Source organism: Pseudomonas sp. PSPC2-3 (assembly GCF_049898265.1).
In the GTDB taxonomy this organism is placed as follows: domain Bacteria; phylum Pseudomonadota; class Gammaproteobacteria; order Pseudomonadales; family Pseudomonadaceae; genus Aquipseudomonas; species Aquipseudomonas veronii.
In genome coordinates, this window is sequence record NZ_JAFCXJ010000005.1 from 222063 (window position 1) to 239010 (window position 16948).

At 62.7% G+C, this 16948-nt stretch carries 16 protein-coding genes; 1 reads left to right on the top strand and 15 read right to left on the bottom strand.

Annotation, left to right across the window (positions count from 1 at the left end; genetic code table 11):
• Nucleotides 1-75: 75 nt before the first annotated feature.
• The 15 genes from ACP7E3_RS13615 to ACP7E3_RS13685 all read right to left on the bottom strand — a co-directional run bounded on the left by ACP7E3_RS13615 (nucleotide 76) and on the right by ACP7E3_RS13685 (nucleotide 15731).
• Entirely contained in the window at nucleotides 76-1419 is a 1344-nt protein-coding gene (locus tag ACP7E3_RS13615) for a TolC family outer membrane protein (protein WP_079443793.1), read from the bottom strand.
• 23 nt (nucleotides 1420-1442) lie between these two features.
• Complete coding sequence (locus ACP7E3_RS13620; protein WP_046489551.1) at nucleotides 1443-2960, bottom strand: DHA2 family efflux MFS transporter permease subunit; 1518 nt, start codon at nucleotides 2958-2960, stop codon at nucleotides 1443-1445.
• Nucleotides 2957-4024, bottom strand: a complete 1068-nt coding sequence (locus tag ACP7E3_RS13625) for an HlyD family secretion protein (protein ID WP_046489549.1) — start codon at nucleotides 4022-4024, stop codon at nucleotides 2957-2959. Before ACP7E3_RS13625 ends, ACP7E3_RS13620 begins: the two co-directional genes overlap by 4 nt.
• Nucleotides 4025-4040: 16 nt before the next feature.
• The gene (locus ACP7E3_RS13630; RefSeq protein ID WP_017849072.1) at nucleotides 4041-4841 is read right to left on the bottom strand and encodes a DUF3050 domain-containing protein; all 801 of its coding nucleotides are present in this window, start codon (nucleotides 4839-4841) and stop codon (nucleotides 4041-4043) included.
• Between the two features lie 59 nt (nucleotides 4842-4900).
• Entirely contained in the window at nucleotides 4901-5857 is a 957-nt protein-coding gene (locus ACP7E3_RS13635) for a fatty acid desaturase (RefSeq protein ID WP_198864361.1), read from the bottom strand.
• Between the two features lie 10 nt (nucleotides 5858-5867).
• On the bottom strand, nucleotides 5868-6695 hold the full coding sequence (locus ACP7E3_RS13640; protein ID WP_017849074.1) for an SDR family NAD(P)-dependent oxidoreductase: 828 nt from the start codon (nucleotides 6693-6695) through the stop codon (nucleotides 5868-5870).
• On the bottom strand, nucleotides 6692-7834 hold the full coding sequence (locus ACP7E3_RS13645; RefSeq protein ID WP_017849075.1) for an acyl-CoA dehydrogenase family protein: 1143 nt from the start codon (nucleotides 7832-7834) through the stop codon (nucleotides 6692-6694). The genes ACP7E3_RS13640 and ACP7E3_RS13645 overlap by 4 nt, the downstream gene beginning before the upstream one ends.
• Before the next feature lie 3 nt (nucleotides 7835-7837).
• A complete protein-coding gene (locus tag ACP7E3_RS13650) occupies nucleotides 7838-8281 on the bottom strand; it encodes a type II toxin-antitoxin system RatA family toxin (RefSeq protein WP_046489543.1) in 444 nt (147 codons plus the stop codon).
• A 14-nt stretch (nucleotides 8282-8295) separates the two neighbouring features.
• Nucleotides 8296-9555 (bottom strand): aspartate aminotransferase family protein, encoded by a 1260-nt coding sequence (locus tag ACP7E3_RS13655; RefSeq protein ID WP_017849077.1) that lies wholly within the window; start codon nucleotides 9553-9555, stop codon nucleotides 8296-8298.
• Nucleotides 9552-10616 (bottom strand): SDR family oxidoreductase, encoded by a 1065-nt coding sequence (locus ACP7E3_RS13660; RefSeq protein WP_372813538.1) that lies wholly within the window; start codon nucleotides 10614-10616, stop codon nucleotides 9552-9554. Before ACP7E3_RS13660 ends, ACP7E3_RS13655 begins: the two co-directional genes overlap by 4 nt.
• 183 nt (nucleotides 10617-10799) lie before the next feature.
• The gene (locus ACP7E3_RS13665) at nucleotides 10800-11528 is read right to left on the bottom strand and encodes a helix-turn-helix domain-containing protein (protein WP_017849079.1); all 729 of its coding nucleotides are present in this window, start codon (nucleotides 11526-11528) and stop codon (nucleotides 10800-10802) included.
• Between the two features lie 84 nt (nucleotides 11529-11612).
• Nucleotides 11613-13010, bottom strand: a complete 1398-nt coding sequence (locus tag ACP7E3_RS13670) for an isochorismate synthase (protein WP_426123367.1) — start codon at nucleotides 13008-13010, stop codon at nucleotides 11613-11615.
• Nucleotides 13007-13312: an isochorismate lyase gene (locus ACP7E3_RS13675; protein ID WP_169881080.1), complete on the bottom strand. Its 306-nt coding sequence runs from the start codon at nucleotides 13310-13312 to the stop codon at nucleotides 13007-13009. The genes ACP7E3_RS13670 and ACP7E3_RS13675 overlap by 4 nt, the downstream gene beginning before the upstream one ends.
• Nucleotides 13309-14079 (bottom strand): thioesterase II family protein, encoded by a 771-nt coding sequence (locus ACP7E3_RS13680; protein ID WP_269783918.1) that lies wholly within the window; start codon nucleotides 14077-14079, stop codon nucleotides 13309-13311. The genes ACP7E3_RS13675 and ACP7E3_RS13680 overlap by 4 nt, the downstream gene beginning before the upstream one ends.
• Nucleotides 14076-15731, bottom strand: a complete 1656-nt coding sequence (locus ACP7E3_RS13685) for a (2,3-dihydroxybenzoyl)adenylate synthase (RefSeq protein WP_169881079.1) — start codon at nucleotides 15729-15731, stop codon at nucleotides 14076-14078. The genes ACP7E3_RS13680 and ACP7E3_RS13685 overlap by 4 nt, the downstream gene beginning before the upstream one ends.
• A 222-nt stretch (nucleotides 15732-15953) precedes the next feature.
• Here ACP7E3_RS13685 and ACP7E3_RS13690 point away from each other — a divergent pair, with 222 nt between their 5' ends.
• Complete coding sequence (locus tag ACP7E3_RS13690) at nucleotides 15954-16847, top strand: helix-turn-helix domain-containing protein (protein ID WP_017849084.1); 894 nt, start codon at nucleotides 15954-15956, stop codon at nucleotides 16845-16847.
• The last annotated feature ends 101 nt before the right edge of the window (nucleotides 16848-16948 follow it).

Below are 16948 nucleotides of genomic sequence, written 5' to 3' on the forward strand. Positions count from 1 at the left end.
GTGGGAACCCGTTCGATTATCGAACCCTGAATTCAATGGCTCAGGTACATGGGCTGAATGGGGCGCGCACCGGGTTCAATCGAGCAGGCGACTGACCTCACGCAGACGCACGTCGTTCAGGTTCCCCGTCGACGCCAGCAGATTGAGCTGCGCGAGCAGAATCGCGTAGCGTTGCTGGGCCAAACGTTGCTGGGTGTCCGTGACTTTCTGCTGTGCGTCCAGCACCTCCGTGTTGATGCGCGCACCGGCCTCGAAGCCGTGGGTCACCGACGTGAGGTTGACCTGGCTGGATTTCAGCGCCTGCTTGAGCGCCTGGTATTGGCTCATGCCGCTGGTCACTTGCAGGTAGGCCTGGCGGGCCATCAGCCCGGCGCTGCGGCGCGCATCTTCGAGTTCATCCAGGGCTTTGCTCTGCAACGCATGGGCTTCGCGCACGCGGCTGCTGGTACGGCCGCCGCCATACAGTGGCACGCTCAGTTTGACCCCGACCACCGTCTGGTTATAACGATTCTCCGGCAGGGTGACGTCGTACACATCGCCGCCGACCGAGGCAAAACGGCCATGGGCGGCGATCAGGTCAAGGGTCGGCAAGTGGCCGGCTTGTTCCTTGTCGATGTCCATTTCGGCCAGGCGCTGGGCAATCTGCGCCCGCTGCACGGCGAGATTGCCTTGTTGCGCGGTGGTGGCCCAGGCGCCGATCGCGGCGGGCACCGGAGCGCTGAATTGTGGCTCCTTGCCCGACCATGGGCGCGCCTGGGCGGCGGTCAATTGGGTGAGGGCTTCGGTGGCGATATCCAGCGCGCCGCGTGCGGCGATTTGCTCGGCGAAGGCCTGGTCGTATTTGGCCTGAACCTGTTCGAGCGCGTTGTGGGTGCTGGCGCCGTCGGCCAACAAACGCCGGGTGCGGTCCTGGCTCTCCTGCAGGGTTTGCAACTGTTGCGTGCGGGTGTTCAGCAGTTCCTGGTTAAGCAGTACGTCGAAGTAGGCGCGGGCGACACGCAGCATCAGGTCCTGGCGCGCCTGTTCGGTCTGCACCTCGCTGGCGCTGATCATCAGTTTGCTTTGGTCGTGGGCAACCACACTCTGCCAGCGCAACAGCGGTTGGGTGAGAACCACGGCATAGGCGTTGGTGTTATTGCGGTTTCGATGGTAGTCGGACGAATCCTCGGCATCGACCCACGCCGCGCCGCCGGTGACCGACAGGTCCGGTAACAGGTTGGCACGGCTTTGCGGTTCTTTTTCCGCGGTGGCCAATTGTTGCGCCTGTGCGGCGGCGAACTTCATGTCGTGGGTCAGCGCCTTCTGGTACAGCTGGTACAAGTCTTCCGCCGCCGCATTGGCCGGGCAGCAAGCGAGGCTGAGGCCGCACAGGAAAGTGAGCAGTGTGATCGGGTCGAGATGCAGCCCTGGAATACGCAAGGGGATGTGCTCCACTGGAGAAGTTATCGGCTGAGGGTGCTTCTGCGCATCATCAGCACCATGGGAATGCCGATGGCCATGACCGCGCCCAATGTGCCGAACAGCATGCTGAAGGCCAGCATTTGCGCTTGTTCACGCGCTTGCAGGTAAGGCATCAGGGCCAAGGCTTGTTGATGGCTTGCAAGGTTCAGGGACAGAAACAGCGGGTTGGATTCCACGCCGCCCCAGCCACTGGCAACCAGGCTGGACTCGGTCACATGCTCGGACAGCAGGCGATAGCGCTCCCACGAAAACCGCGTGAGCAGGGTCGCGGCAATGGCGATGCCGACGCTGCCGCCCAACTGGCGCATCAGGTTGAGCACGCCCGAGGCGCCCGAGATCAACGTCAGCGGCAGACGGCGCATGGCCAGGTTGGTCAGCGGTACGAAGATCATGCCCAGGCCCAGGCCGCGAATCACCAGGGGCCAATAGAGCGTGTCCGGGTTGCTGTCGAGGGTGAACTGGGTGTGCAGGAACATCGCGTAGCAGTACATGACGATGCCCAAGGTCACGAACACGCGCTCGTCGATCTTGTTTTCCTGGGACAGCTTGCCGATCACCAAGGTGCTGATGGCACTGGCCACCGCTCCGGGGAAAATCACCAGCCCGCTCTGGTACGCGCTTTGTGCCAGCAGCGTCTGCAAAAACAGCGGCACCATGAATAACGTGCTGTACAGCCCGAAGCCTACGCAAAACGCGCAGATGCAGCCCATCAAAAACTCGCGGTTCTGAAACAACGCCACATTGACGATCGGGTTGGTCGCGCGCCGTTCCCACCAGAAGAACCCCACCAGGCTGAAGCTGCTGAGCAACAGGCAGGCAACCGTCCAGTTCGATTCCATCCAGTCCCAATGCTCGCCGCGCTCCAGCAGGATCTGCAGGCTGCCGACGCCCAGGGCCAGCAGGCAGAAGCCGCTGTAGTCGACGCTGCTGGGTTTGCTTTCATTGGCGGAATCGCCGATGCACAGCCAGCACAGCAGCAGGGCCACAGCACCGATAGGCAGATTGATCAGGAATATCCAGTGCCAGGACAAGGTGTCGATCAGATAGCCGCCGACGGTGGGGCCCAACGTCGGCCCCATCATCACGCCAACGCCGTACAACGCCATGCCGCTGCTGACCTTCTCCTTGGGGAATACGTCGTAAATGATTGCCTGGGAAATCCCCAGCAACCCGCCGCCCGCCAAGCCTTGCAGTACGCGGAATGCCACCAGTTGCCAGAGTTCGGCGGAAAAGGCGCAGCCCACGGATGCCAGCACGAACACCGCGGTGGAGACCAGGTAATAAGTGCGCCGCCCGAACCATGCCGACAGCCAGCCGCTGACCGGCAGGATCACTACGTTGGCCACCACGTAGCCGGTGGACACCCAGGAGATTTCATCGACCGACGCCCCGTAGGTGCCCATCAGGCTGGGAATCGCCACGTTGACGATGGTCACGTCGAGCAGTTCCATCATCGACACCAGCGTCACGGTCAGCGCAATCAGATACGGCGACTTCATAGCGTGTGGCTGCCGTGCTGTTGCGTGGCGACTTCGACGAAGGCGCTCATGCCGGGGCTCAACAAGGCTTTGTAGTCATCCGGCACGTCTTTGAGGGCAATCCTGACCTGCACGCGCTGCACCACCTTGGTGAAGTTGCCAGTGGCGTTCTCTTGGGGCAGCAGTGAAAACTTTGCGCCGGTAGCCGGTGCGAGGCTCTCGACCACCCCGTCGAAAGCCTGCCCGGGAAACGCATCCACAGTGACCTTGGCCAGCTGGCCGACCCGCACGCGCCCGACCTGGGTTTCCTTGAAGTTGGCGGTAATCCACAGCGGGTCGGTGGCAATCAGGCTCAACAGCTTCTGCCCGGCGACCACGAATTGGCCCGGCTCGACTTCTTTTTTCGAGACGATGCTGCGCACCGGCGCGGTCTGACGAGTGTCGTGCAGCTTGATCCGGGCCTGTTCCAGTTCGGCTTGCGCCGCCGCGATCCGGTAGTCCTGCACTTTCAGTTCGGCTTTGTTGGCCAAGGTGCTTTGCGCGGCAGCCTGGGCATTGCCGCGTGCCACTTCCTGAGCGTGGCTCAGGGCGTCGAAACGCGCCTTGGCCACCTCGAGATCCTGGGTGCTCAACACCCCTTGCGCGCCCAGGCGGCGGGCGCGCCCGTAGTCGTTGCGCGCCTGCTCCAGATTGGCGCTGGATTGTGCCAGCGCCGCTTGCGCCGCCTGGCGCATCGCGACCGCGCCGAGGACCTGGCTGTCCAACGCACCCGGACCGCCGCCGCGCCCTGCGGCAGCAAGCAACGCCTGCCATTGCGCCTCACGCTGCTCGACCTGGTATTGATATTCGCTGTCGCGGATCTGAAACAGCAGATCACCGCTTTGCACCGTGAGGTTGTCTGTCACCGGCACGCTCATCACCACGCCCGAGAGCTTGGCGCGCACCGGAATGATCACGCCATCGAGCTCGGCGTTATCGGTACTCACGTAAGCGTTGGAATACTGCCAACGCTGCCAGCCGAGCAGCAGTAACCCACCGACCACAACGCCGCACAGTGTCAGTTTTATCAATTTACCTTTGGTCATGTCCTGCTCCCTGTGGTCATGCGAGGCTTAGGCACTCAGGGCGGTCCGTGGCGTGTTGCGCTTTGTGCTGCAGGAAGTGATGCACGCCATCCCACAAATCGATGCGCGATTTGATCGCGGTCTTGGCGCTTTCGACCATGTGCTGGTGCTGCACAGGGGTGGTGACGATTTCAGCGATGATGCGTTTAGCGGCCGGGCCGTGATCGTCGCCATCCATTTCGATGTGGCGCTTCAAGTAATAGGTGAGCATCGGCACCTCGGTTTCGCTGACCGACCATTGCGACAGCAGGCGTCCGAACATGTCGGGGATGATGTCTTCACGGCCAAAGAAGAAGTACGCCAGCACCGCTTCGGTGGTGCCGTGTTGCGCCACATCGAGCGTCTGGCACATGAACACTTTGGCCGCCAATGGGATATCGCGGTCGCTGAGGGCCTTGGCCAGCGGTTCCTTGGCCTGGATGGCGGCGAGGAAGCGGCGGAATACCGAGCTGTCGGCGCCGATTTCATCCATGGCGGTCAGGTACAGGTCCAGGTGGCTGATAAAGCCGCCATCGGGGTGTTCGTCGGTTTCTTCGCCGACCACGATTTCATTGATCAAGCGCGCAGCCGTGATATGCGTTGGCGGTACCCACGGCAACTCCACACAGGTGAGGTCGCGCTGGATGCGCTTGAGCAGGGTCATGAAGTCCCATACGGCAAACACATGAAATTCCATCAGTGTGCGTACATCTTCAACGGTGCGGATATTGGCGAAAAGCGGGTGGCCGAATAACTGGGCGCGCTCGGTTTCAATGTGGCGGTCGATATCAAAAGGCATAGCAGCTCCTGCGGCCTGACGGTTCAGGCCAAAATCCATGGGGAAAGTAAGGGGACCGTTCAGTCGTTCAGCGTGTCGCCACGGTAAGGATGGCGACCGGAGGCGTACTTGAAGGACGGTATGAAGCGTGTCTCCAGCAGGTATTGCCGGTCTGCATACCACCCCGCGTCCAGCAGTTGGCGGTGGACCTTGGGCAGGCGCCAGCACGGCACCGCTGGATAAAAGTGATGTTCCAGGTGAAAGTTCGCGCCGGCGTGCAGCCAGGTGCTCAGGCGCGAGGTACGCGAGCGGGCAGGGGGCTGGTCATGGCCCTCGCTGAAGGCATGTTCCTGATAGGCATTGACTGCCGAGAGCAGGAACGCAACCGCCAGGCTCAAGGCAAACCCAAGCAGCAGCCCGTCGATCTGCCACAGGGCGACCGCGTAGACGCTCAACCAGCCGACCTGGCACGCGATATTGCAGCGCGCCAGTCGTCGCACCTGGGCTGCGCTCAAAGGCGAAGGCAAGGGCGATGGGCTGACCGGCGGGCCGAAAGCCAGGCGCAACGTCGCCTGCAGATAGTTCGAGGTGGCCATCAACCGTGACAGCGCAAGGCGGCTAAACAGGCTCCGATAACGCGAGAAGTGCCGATAGTCCGGGTCCTGTTCGCTGTTGCTGTAGCGATGGTGTTGCCAATGGTCGACGAAGTAACCGGTCACGCAGAATCCAGGCAGCAACGAACTGGTGAAAATGCCCAGGTAGCAACTGTGCATAGGCCTGCTGCTCAGGTTGAAGTGGAAACCTTCATGCCCGAGGATCGCTTGCAGAAACCACCCGTACCCGGCCAGCACCCAAAGGGGCGAGCACAGCAACACCCACAGGGTGGCGGCCGTGTTCGCCACCCACACAAACAGCGCGAGGGGCAGCAGGAAGAGGCACAAGGCGTAACCGATGATCAACAGGGACTCACCCGACCGGGCCTTGAACAAGGCGCGATCGAGGCGGACCTGAGGCTTGCTGTGGAGTTGTCTGGCCATTGGCAACGCGTTACTCGATCAGTTCAGGTTTGAGCGCGAGGTGCCCGCCGCGGGTCAGCGTGCGCAGGCGCAGGGCGATAAAGGCGTCGACCACACTTGGTGCGATACGCGCGGTGTACATGGCCAGCGTGCCCATAAAGGTCAGCCCGCGGTTGCGCAGGCCGTCTTTTTGGCAGGCGCGAACCAGGCCATCGGCGGCGGCATCGAGTTTTTCTTCGAGAGACAGCAGGGTCCTGTCACCCCACATGAACGTCACCAGGCGCTTGACCGACAAACCCACGCGCTGGGCGGGCAAGTGAATGGCGGTGTCGATAAAGCCCGGGTACACGGTGACCACGTCGAGCTGCCCGCGATATTGCATGCGCAGCACGTCCGAATAAGCACTCAGCGCGCGTTTGCTGGCAGCGTATGCGGCCACATAAGGCGCGTTCACCAGGGCAAACAGCGACGACACGTTGACCACTTTGCCGCGCTTGCGCAGCAACCCCGGCAGGAACCCGGCCACCAATTGCCATGGCGCGAACAGGTTCACATCCACCGCGCGGGTGACTGCGTCGGTGACGCCGGTTTCACCGCGTTCCAGAGTCAGGGTGCCGGCGTTATTCACCAGGATATCGATGTCGCCGAAGTCGGTGCTGATGGCGCCAATCACCTGCGCCAGCGCCGTTCGGTCACACAGGTCGACTTGATAAAACCCATCCAGCAACCCGGGCTCTTGTGGCGCAAGAATGTCCAGGCCGATCACAGTGGCGCCCTGTTTTTTCAATGTGCAGGCCGCCGCGTAACCGAGGCCGCGCGCGGTTCCGGTGATCACGACGATTTTTCCGAGCAGGTTCATGGGTGCGCTCCGGCGATGCTGAAGGTTGAGTGGGACAAGTAGGTGTCGAGGTTGCTCGCCATCGAGATCTTCGCTGGCGGGTGAAACTGCAGGCCACGGCAGGCCATCAACCAGTTCGAACTCTGGTTGCTGGTGATAAACGCCATCCCACCGAGCATGGCGTGGGCCTGGTCCGAAAGCTCGGTGAGCAGTTGTTCGATGCCGTAGCGCACCAGCAGCAGGCGGGCCAGCACGTTCGGCAGGTCCTGCGGGTTGCGTTCGATATCCAGCGCCGCTCCTTCCAGGGCACTGATCGCCAGTTGCAGCTGAGCCGCCAGCTCCACGCGGTGATGGGGCGTCCAGCGCCCGGCCTCGATCACAGACTCGACCAAACCGGCGCAGGCCCCCACGTAGGACGCGCAAATCAACAGCTCGAACCAGATGAAACCGACGGTTTGCACGTCGCCCAACAGGTGTTTGTAGCCGGCGGAAAACAACATGCGTTCGGGCACGAAGACTTCGTTGAGGCGCACCTCGATGCTTTCGGCGGCGGCCAGTGCGCTGTTCTGCCAGAACGGAGACCGCGTGATGCCCGGTGCATTCGCCGGAATCAGTGCGACCATCAGCTCTTCGCCCTCGGCGGTCTGGCGGGTGTAGCTGGCGGTGAGCAAGTCCATCGACTGCCCCAGGCAGCAGGGCTTTTTGCTGCCGCTGAGCAATACACCTTCAGGGGTTTGCAGCGCCTGCATGTTCGAATCGAGAATGCCGGCGCCCGAGTTGCCTTCGGCAAACCCCGAGGACAACAGCAAGCGCTTTTGTGCGACCGCCGCCAACAGCAAACCTTCGGCGCCGCCGCCGTTCTGGGTGAGGGCCAACAGGCTCGCCACGGAAAACTGATGCATGGTGCTGGCCACTGCCAGCGAGGGTGAACGCGCGCCCAGGGCGATCTGCACATGCACGGCATCAAGGATGCCCGCACCCAACCCGCCCGCGGCGCGGTTGACCAACAGGCCGACCGGCCCTTGTTGCTTGAACAGGGCGATGACTTCGCTAGGCGGCGCTTCGCGTTCGGCGAATGCGATGCTCGCCAGGCGTTCGTCAAAACCTGGGGCGTAGCTGTGCAGCAAGGCACGCGAGCGATTCAACAGTGAAAGGGACATGGTTCAGGCCTTCAAGTAACTCGCCGGGAACAGACCGGTGATGATCGAGTGAATGTTGTCGCGGATGGCTTTGTGGGCCACGGGGTCGAGCATGTCGGCGAGCATCGGCAGGCCCAGGTCAAAGCGCGACGCGAAGGTGATGACCGCGTCTTTGCCGTCCGCCAGTACTTGCCAGGTGCCGGAGAAGTGATCGACATCGCCGCTCATTTGCTCGAAGTGGATTTCCCGGGTCTGGGCATTGAACGTGTCACGCTCCTGCCACTTGAGAATGCCGCTGTGGAAATTGACTTCCCAGGAGGTGAGCGACACCTGGTCGCTGACCTTATTGATCGTGATATTGCGCACCGACTCGCACAGCTCGACGTAGTTGCTGAAGTCGCTGATCACGGCAAAGACTTCATCAGCGCAGGCACTGGGGATGTGGGCCAGTACGTTGACTTCTTGCATGGGGGAAACTCCAATCAAAGGGATGGTATTGAGGTGGTCAGCGCGTGGGCGAACCCCTCGATCAACCGATTGCAATCCTGGGCTGTCAGCAGCGGGGAAGGCGTGAGCCTGACGACCCGGTGGTCATTGAGCGAGTGGCACACAATGATTTGCTGTTCGATCAGGGCCATGACCATGTTCGCGGCGACCGAGGCGTCGCTGAATTCAAAGCCCAGCAACAAGCCGGCACTGCGCAACTTGACGCGCTCGGCCAGGCCCCTCTGCTGCAACAGCGCGCTGAAGCGGGCGTGCAGGTCCTGGCCCATCAGCCGGGCACGTTCCACGAGGTCTTCCTGCACCATCACTTGCAACGTGGCCTGCACGGCCGCCATGGCCAGCGGGTTGGCGCCGAAGGTCGAGGTATGCACCGTGGGGTTGCGGTTGAACGGCGCGTAAATCGCCGCGCTGGCGACCATGGCACTGACCGGCACGCAGCCACCGGACAGGCTTTTGCCCACCAGCATGATGTCGGGCACCACCTGTTCCTGGTCGCATGCCCACCAATGGCCGGTACGGCCCATGCCGGACTGGATTTCGTCGATGATCAGCACGGCGCCGTACTGGTCGCACAGTGCGCGGACACGTGTCAGGTAGCCTGGCGGCGCGAGGATCACACCCGCTTCGGCCTGGATCGGTTCGAGAATCACACAGGCCTTGTCCGGCGAAGCGCGCAATTGCTGTTCCAGCGCGGCGCTGTCGCCGAAGGGGACGAACGTGCTTTCACTGAGCAGGCCGCTGAACGGCTCGCGGTAGCTTTCGCGGCCGGTGACGGCGAGTGCGCCGAGGGTCTTGCCGTGGAAGCCGCCGAGGGTCGACAGCGTGCGGCGGCAGCCGTTGAGCCGGGCGAGTTTCAGGCCGGCTTCGGTGGCCTCGGCACCTGAGTTGCAAAAGAACACATAGTCCAAGTTGCCAGGGCAATGCGCAGCCAGGGCTTGCGCGGCGAAAGCCTGTTGCGGGTTGAGCAACAGCTTGCTGGCCAGGGCGTTTTGCTGCAGCTGCCGGGTGACGGCCGCCACCACCACCGGGTGGCCGTGGCCGAGGAAAAATACGCCATAGCCGCCGGCATCCAGGTACTTGCGGCCTTGGCTGTCGTAGATATAAACGCCATGGCTGGACTGTTCGATCGGCAAATTCATCAACGACGCGAGGCGCGCATACCCTGAATTCACGTGCTGGCGGAAGTACTGGTCGACCTGTGCGGCGTCGGCTGCGGGTTCGGTAAGAAGCGGGTTCATGCGACTGACGCCTGTGCGACGGTTGGCATCGGCTGCTTGAGCATGCGCGTCAACGCGCCCAGCTTGGGCGCCAAGTGGTTGAGCGAGAGCAATAACTCACGGCTGACATCCCGTGCGCTGAACGCCGGTTCGCCGAGCAACTCAGGGAGTGACGTGGGCAGCGGTGTACGCAGGCAGGCATAGCGACACAGCTGGTTGGCGCGGCCCAGCGCGGCCTGGATATTGCCGGTCAGTGCCGGGAGGAACACTGGGCGGATCAGCCGCTCATAAATATCCGGCGCCATGCAGCGCGGCCGGGTGAAGGCTTGGGCCTGGGCTTCCATGGATTGGCACATCAGGTCCAACAGGCCGTTGAGATCAAGCGCCTGCGGGCCGCTGGTGAGAAAGTAGTCTGCGCCGATCAAGCGCTGGCGCAACGCGTTGGCAATCGCCCGCGCCGCCACGTCACGGGCGATCAAGTCGATATACCCGGCAGGCGGGCAGGGCACGATAGGCAGCACGCCGGACATCATCAGCCCCATGGTCATATGAAACCCCTGGAAGTTGGGCATGTGCCCGCTGTCCGAGTCGCCGATGATGATGGAGGGACGAAAGATCGAAACATCGATACCTGCCGAGCGCACCAGCGTTTCAGCCTGGCGCTTGGCGACTTCGTAAGGCGTTTCTGCTTGCACGCCTTCGTAGTAGTCGCACGGATGGGTGAAGGCGGTGCTGACGTGGTAAAGCGGCACGTTGGCTTGCTGGACAAAGTTCACGACGTTTTCGGTGCCGAGGTAGTTCACCGAAAAGATCTGGTCGATATCGCCATCCATGCGGGTCACCGCTGCGGCGTGGATCACCCAATCGACACGCTTGAGCAGCGCTTCATAATCGCTGACGTCCAGCCCCAGTCGCGGGCTGCATATATCGCCCTTGAGCACCTCCACGCGCGGGTGGCGAATGCGGCTTTTACGCGCCAGGCATACCAGGTCAAAGTCCTCTGCCAGGCAGTCGATCAGTGATTCACCGAGTACGCCTGAGCCACCCGTGAGAAGGACGGTTAATTTTTGCTGTTCTGACATGTAGGACGCTTCCTGCGGACTCATCGAAAGAATTAACGGTGCGTTCCGCCAAATCCCGGGCACGGATACCCCTGGCGAACACTCTTGCATTCACTGTCGGTAGCGCTGAGGTGCTGTGTAAGGCCGGCAATCAGCGCTTATCGTTTTCGCGAATAAGATGCGATCGATATTGGCTTTTTGATATCAATGCGTCTTGAACGAAACGCTTGTCTTTCGCAAAACCCTGGCAGCGGTGCGGGGCGTCATGCCAATCATGCGGCGCATGATGCGGGCCAAGTGCGCCTGGTCGGAAAAGCCGCCGTCGGCGGCGGCATCCGACAAGGTGGAACCGTCAGCGAGGGATTTGGACGCGCGCTCGAGTTTGTTCCAGATGATCCATTGGGACAGCGACACGCCCATCTGGTGCGTGGCGACATAGCGCAAGCGCGGGCTGGACAGGCCGACCGCACTCGCGGCGCGGCTGACGGAGCCCGGACCGTCGCGGTCCAGGCGCAGAATGTTCAAGGCCTTGTAGAGGCGTTGGTCGATGGGCGACGTAATCGCCAGCAAGCGCCCCAGCGCTTCCACAAACTGAGACAGGGAGCTGGAGTGGCGAAAGCACTCGAGCAGTTCGTCACTGGCCAGGGCAATGCCATTGTCTTGCAGCAACGCGTTGAGCGCACGCCCCAACGGGGTATCCGGGTTGACGTAGACAAAGGCCACCGGATGAATGTCGGGCACGGCACGGTGCTCGACATTGGGCCCGATGATCACGCCGGCCGCGCGGATCGACTGGCCGGGCAGCTCCAGGGTGACGGGCTGGTGTACGCCGATGCACAGCTGAATGGCAACATGGGAGTGGGCAGTGTTCTGATCCGCGCGGCCAATGTAGCCGGCCCATGAATCACCAAAGGTAACGTTGCCATCCCACATGTAAGGTCTTCCTGACTCAGAGGGTGAATTTTCCGTGTGCAGGGTAGGCCTGCGCCGGACTTGATTCAAGCATCGGGCAGCGGGTTATACCTGCAACGCGGCGCGCATGCCCGCCAATTTGATGCAGGTTTCGTCGTATTCGCTGGCAGGGTCGGAGTGTTCGACGATGCCACAGCCGGCAAATAGACGGGCTTGGTTGCCGTTGAGCAAAGCGCTGCGCAAACCGACGATGAATTCGCCGTTGCCGTGGGCATCCAGCCAGCCTAACGGCGCCGCGTACCAGCCACGGTCAAAGCCCTCGAATTGGCGAATATGCTCCAGCGCCTGGCCGCGTTCATGGCCGCCGACGGCGGGCGTCGGGTGCAGGACTGCGACCATGTCCAGCAAACTGCTCTGCGGGCGCAGTGCGCCTTCGATCAGCGTCGCCAAGTGCTGCACGCGGCTGAGCCGCTTGATGTGCGGCGCCGGGGGAACGTGCAACGGGCGTACCCAGGGCGCCAGGTCACGCTGAATGATCTGCACCACCACGGCATGCTCATGCTGGTTCTTCTGGCAGTCGAGCAGCGTTTGCGCCAGTTGCGCATCCTGCTCCGGGCAGGGATCGCGCCGGGCTGTGCCCGCCAGCGCCAGGGTTTGCAGGTGACCGTCGTGCAGTTTGACCAGGCGCTCCGGGGAGGCGCCGATAAAACACGCGTGGTGGCGTCGAAACGCAAACAAGTACGCCGTGGGGTCGTTGATCGCCAGGGCGGCCAAGGTGCGCCCGGCACTGATGGGCCGGGAAAATTCGCTGACCACTTCCCGCGCCAGCACCACCTTGTTCAACGCGGTGTCGCGCAACACGTCCAGGGCATGCGCGACTTTGCTTTCCCAGCAGACCCGCGGCAGGCTCTGGTCGCGGGTGTGCTGCCGTGCAGCCGTCGGGGGCGCGCCGCTGACGTAGCGATCCATCAGCGTGTTCCACTCCTTCAGTACGTGCTCGCAACAGCAACGCGCCGCATCGCTGGGCGCGACGCGCTGTTGGCACACCAGCCAACAGTCTGCACCGTCGCGCACCAACAATAACGTCATCAGCCATAGGGACGCATCGCCAAAACCCTGCCAGGCGGGGCTGGCCTTGACCTGATGATCGAATCGAAAGCCGCCGCACACCGAAGGCGCCAGCGGGCCGTGTATCACCGCGCTTTGCAGCCAGTGTCGCCATTGCGCATCGACCGAGGCAAAACGCTGAGGGCCCGCGCTGCTCAGTTCCGCCGCCACCCCCCAGCCGAACAGGCTTTTGTCGTCTTCCGGCGCCCGCCAGAACAGGCACTCGGCGCCAGGTTGGTCGACGCTGCCAAACAGCGCCAGCAAGTCCAGCGGGGCGATCCTCATCGAGTAACTGGCTAACACCGGTTCACCTTGTTCGACGGCACGCCGCTGGGCGTGCTCGAACACCTCGGTCATCCCCTCGGCATGAGCGTGCAACGGTGCAAAGGCCCTCATGCCAGCGTTCTCATCGCACGCCAGTGCAACACTTGCTGGCCGATGTACCAATGGATGATCTGGGCAAACAGGGTTTCGACGAAGTGCGGGTCCAGCCCGGCCTGCTCGGCCCACTCGCGGCGTTGCGGGAGCATCTGGGCAACACGTTCGGGCGCGGCGATGCTGCTTTCGGTCGGCTTGAAGCGCGCGGCGGCTTTGACGTAAGCCATGCGTTGGCGCATGAGGTCGACGATCTGGTGGTCCAGTGAATCGATGGCGTGACGAATGTCCTGCAGGCCATCACAGGCGTCGGGGGTTTTCATTGACAGGTTTCCTTCAAGGAGGGCGATGGGGTCGACAGCGTCGCGACGATGGCGTCGATGAGTGCCTGGCGCTGTTCGACCAGGTAAAAATGTCCGCCTTGCCAGCGCTGCAGGTGCAGTGGCTGGAGGCTGGCGGCTTGCCAGGCCACGGCTTCATCAAGCTCGATTTCCGGGTCTTGCTCGGGGTAGAACACCCCGATGCGGCTCTTGAGTGGCCGCGGTTGCGCACAAGTGTAGGTTTCAACGATGCGGTAATCGTTGCGCAAGCCGGGCAGGAACAGTTCGCACAGGGCCGGGTTCTCCAGCAACGCATTGGGGCGCTCGGCCAGGCGCCGCACATCGTCCAGCAAGGCCGCGTCGGGGCCCAGGTGCAACTGCCCGCCGCGTTGGCGCTGCGGCGCGGGGTGGGCGGACACGAACAGGTGGTCGACGGCGATTGCCCGTTGTTCCAGGCGCGTCGCCACTTCATATGCCACCACCGCCCCCAGGCTATGGCCGAACAACACCAGCGGCCGGTCGGCGTAACACGACAACGCGTGCGCGGCACCGTCGGCGAGGCGCTGCATGTCGGTCAGGCACGGCTCGCTGAAACGGTCTTCGCGGCCCGGGTATTGGATGGCCAACAGGTCGATGTCGGCGGGCAGGGCATGGACCCAGTCGCGGAAGAAACTCGCACTGCCCCCGGCATGCGCGAAACACACCCATCGCCAGCGTGGCATGGGCGTGAGTCGATAAGCGCGTACCCAGCGTTCGTCGTGCAGGTTCACGAAGCGACACTCTGCAGCCAGGCCTGGCGCAGGCGCTCGCGCAGGTCTTTGCGGCTGACTTTGCCCACGCCGGTGTGCGGGAAGTGTGCGACGAACTCGATACGGTCCGGCACCTTGAACGCCGCCAGGCCGTGGCCGCGCAGGTAATGCTTGAGTGCGAAGGCCGAGGGCGCCGGGTCACGGGCGACGATAAAGGCACAGGTGGATTCGCCGAGCACCGCATCCGGCATCGCCACCAGTGCGGCGTCGTGTACCTGGGGATGGCCGATCAGCAGGTTTTCCACTTCTTCGGCAGCGACTTTTTCACCGCCGCGGTTGATCTGGTCCTTGTCACGACCTTCGACCACCAGGTAACCGTCGGCGGTGCGCCTGACCCGATCACCGCTGCAATAGAATCCATCGGCGGTGAACGCCCGGGCATTGTGTTCGGGCAGGCGATAGTAGCCGCGAATGGTGTAGGGGCCGCGCACTTGCAGTTCACCCACTTCACCCTCGGGCACCGGTTGGCCCTGTTCATCGACAATGCGTACTTCGTCATCGGCGCTCAGCGGACGGCCCTGGGTATGCAGCAGCAGATCCGGGCGGTCATCCAGGCGGGTAAAACACAACAACCCCTCGGCCATGCCCAGCACTTGTTGCAAGGTGCAGCCCAGCGTCGGCGTGACCCGTTCTGCCGCGCTGCTGAGCAATTTCGCACCGCCCACTTGCAGCACGCGCAGGCTGGACAGGTCGGCCTGGCGCTGGTCCTGGGCGTCCAGCCAGAGCATCGCCAGCGGCGGCACCAAGGCGGTGACGGTGACACGCTGCTCGCTGATCAGCGCAAAGCAGGACTCCGGGTCCGAGCGGCGCGTACACACCACGCGCCCACCGGCCAGCAGGGTGCCGATCACACCCGGGCAACACAGGGTGAAGTTATGCGCCATGGGCAACGCGGTGAGGTAAACGGTGCGCGCATCCAGCTCGCAGACTTCGCTGCTGGCGCGCACGTTATAGAGGTATTCGGCGTGCCGCCTCGGGATCAACTTTGGCGTGCCGGTGGTGCCTCCCGACAGCTGGAAACACGCCACGGCGTCGGCGCGACCGGCGTCCCGTTCCAGCGGCGCGCTGTTGTAAAGCTCACTCAACGCGGTGAACTCCTGCGCATCGCCGTCGATCACCACGTGGCGCAACAGCGGGTTGGCAGCGGCCAGTCGGCGCGCCATCGAGCGGCAATCAAAGCCCTCCAATTGAGCGCAGCCGATGTAGGCCGAGGCCTGGGCAAAGCCACAAAAACCGCCGATCTCATGTTGACGGTGGGCGGGCAGGGCGAGGATCGGCCGGGCGCCTAGGCGGAACAACGCAAAGCACACTTCGATAAACGCAGTGCCGTTGGGCAAGTGCACCACCACATTGTCGCCCTCTGCGATCCCCAGCGCGTGCAAACCGCCAGCCAGGCGCCGGCAGCGGTCTGCCAGGCTGCGGTAATTGAGGTGCAAGGGGCCGTCGGTTATCGCGATGGCCGATGGGGTGCGCGCGGCGACCGTATCGAGGGCCTGAGCGAAGGTCTGGTCTTGCCAGTAACCGGCCTGGCGGTAGCGTTCGGCGAACGCGGCAGGCCAGTCGGGCGCGTCGCCAACGCTGTCTGAATCGGGTGCGCAGGTGTGCAATGACATGGAATCCCCTATTTGTAGAAATAATTGGCTACAAACGTCTAAATGAGATCTATTATCATTGTCCTTCGCCGAGCGCTTCTCAACGCCAAGGCTTTCGGACCTGTGACTTTTTCATTAGATGAAATACACAGCGGCTATAAACAGGGAGGTTTACGGTTTAAAAGCCTCCTCCTCATTCAGGTCAGGCCCCGCGTAATGGCCTCAGGATCAAGGGAAAACCCAATGACTATTACGATCATCGCCCCCAGTCGACAAGAGACGCAGGCCGAACCCAAGGGCAACCAACCCGGAACGGTCTACCTGGACCCGCACATGACCCTGGTCACCGGCACGTTGTGGTCAGACAGCGAAAACTGGGTCGAGGACCCGCTGGAGCGCGGCCTCAAGTTGATTCTGGTGCAAAGTGGCGAGCTGTCGTGCCGCATCCCCGGGCACAGCGAGCAGTCGATCAAGGGGCCGAGCCTGTGCACCATCGTCAACGACGGCGAGTTCACCTCGTCGCAGATCTACGGCACCACCACGCCACTGCGCTACACCATCGTCCAGCTGGACCTCGAATCCCTCGACCGCCATCTCGGCCTGGCCCCGCGCAAGCTGCTCAGCAGTGGCGGCGGCGACCCGTACATGATGGTGCGCCCGGCTCCGCGCGCGATGCAGGCACTGGCCACGCAAATTGCGACGTGCCCGATGCAGGGCCCGAGCCGCTCGTTGTACCTGGGTGGCAAGGCGCTGGAATTGACCGCGTTGAGCGCGCAGTTCCTGCTCGGTGAGCGCGGGCAGCCGGAGCATAAGCTGCGCATCACCTCGTCGGATGTGGAGCGTGTACACGCCGCCCGGGACCGTCTGGTGCGCTCGCTGCTCGAACCGCCCAGCCTGAACGCCCTGGCCAGCCACGTGGGCATGAGCCCGCGCAAACTGACGGCGGGGTTTCGCAAAGTGTTCGGTACCAGCGTGTTCGGCTACCTGCACGAACATCGTCTCAACGAAGCCCACCGCATGCTCAGCGACGAGGAAAGCAATGTGTCTACCGTCGCCTATGGCGTGGGATTCAGCCCGGCGCATTTTTCCATCGCCTTTCGCAAACGCTATGGTGTATCGCCCAGCGAAATCCGTTGATCACGGCACGGTGTCTCTGAATCGAATGAAAAGGCCTGTTTATCTAAAGCCCTGAGCGCTTTCTGAAAAACCGCTTGCGATAGAGTTCCAATTGAGAATGG

What these genes read in the sequence shown, in the direction of transcription:
- ACP7E3_RS13620 (WP_046489551.1), bottom strand. Translation starts at nt 2,960, where the DNA reads ATGAAGTCGCCGTATCTGATTGCGCTGACCGTGACGCTGGTGTCGATG.
- ACP7E3_RS13625 (WP_046489549.1), bottom strand. Translation starts at nt 4,024, where the DNA reads ATGACCAAAGGTAAATTGATAAAACTGACACTGTGCGGCGTTGTGGTC.
- ACP7E3_RS13630 (WP_017849072.1), bottom strand. Translation starts at nt 4,841, where the DNA reads ATGCCTTTTGATATCGACCGCCACATTGAAACCGAGCGCGCCCAGTTA.
- ACP7E3_RS13635 (WP_198864361.1), bottom strand. Translation starts at nt 5,857, where the DNA reads ATGGCCAGACAACTCCACAGCAAGCCTCAGGTCCGCCTCGATCGCGCC.
- ACP7E3_RS13640 (WP_017849074.1), bottom strand. Translation starts at nt 6,695, where the DNA reads ATGAACCTGCTCGGAAAAATCGTCGTGATCACCGGAACCGCGCGCGGC.
- ACP7E3_RS13645 (WP_017849075.1), bottom strand. Translation starts at nt 7,834, where the DNA reads ATGTCCCTTTCACTGTTGAATCGCTCGCGTGCCTTGCTGCACAGCTAC.
- ACP7E3_RS13650 (WP_046489543.1), bottom strand. Translation starts at nt 8,281, where the DNA reads ATGCAAGAAGTCAACGTACTGGCCCACATCCCCAGTGCCTGCGCTGAT.
- ACP7E3_RS13655 (WP_017849077.1), bottom strand. Translation starts at nt 9,555, where the DNA reads ATGAACCCGCTTCTTACCGAACCCGCAGCCGACGCCGCACAGGTCGAC.
- ACP7E3_RS13660 (WP_372813538.1), bottom strand. Translation starts at nt 10,616, where the DNA reads ATGTCAGAACAGCAAAAATTAACCGTCCTTCTCACGGGTGGCTCAGGC.
- ACP7E3_RS13665 (WP_017849079.1), bottom strand. Translation starts at nt 11,528, where the DNA reads ATGTGGGATGGCAACGTTACCTTTGGTGATTCATGGGCCGGCTACATT.
- ACP7E3_RS13670 (WP_426123367.1), bottom strand. Translation starts at nt 13,010, where the DNA reads ATGAGGGCCTTTGCACCGTTGCACGCTCATGCCGAGGGGATGACCGAG.
- ACP7E3_RS13675 (WP_169881080.1), bottom strand. Translation starts at nt 13,312, where the DNA reads ATGAAAACCCCCGACGCCTGTGATGGCCTGCAGGACATTCGTCACGCC.
- ACP7E3_RS13685 (WP_169881079.1), bottom strand. Translation starts at nt 15,731, where the DNA reads ATGTCATTGCACACCTGCGCACCCGATTCAGACAGCGTTGGCGACGCG.
- ACP7E3_RS13690 (WP_017849084.1), top strand. Translation starts at nt 15,954, where the DNA reads ATGACTATTACGATCATCGCCCCCAGTCGACAAGAGACGCAGGCCGAA.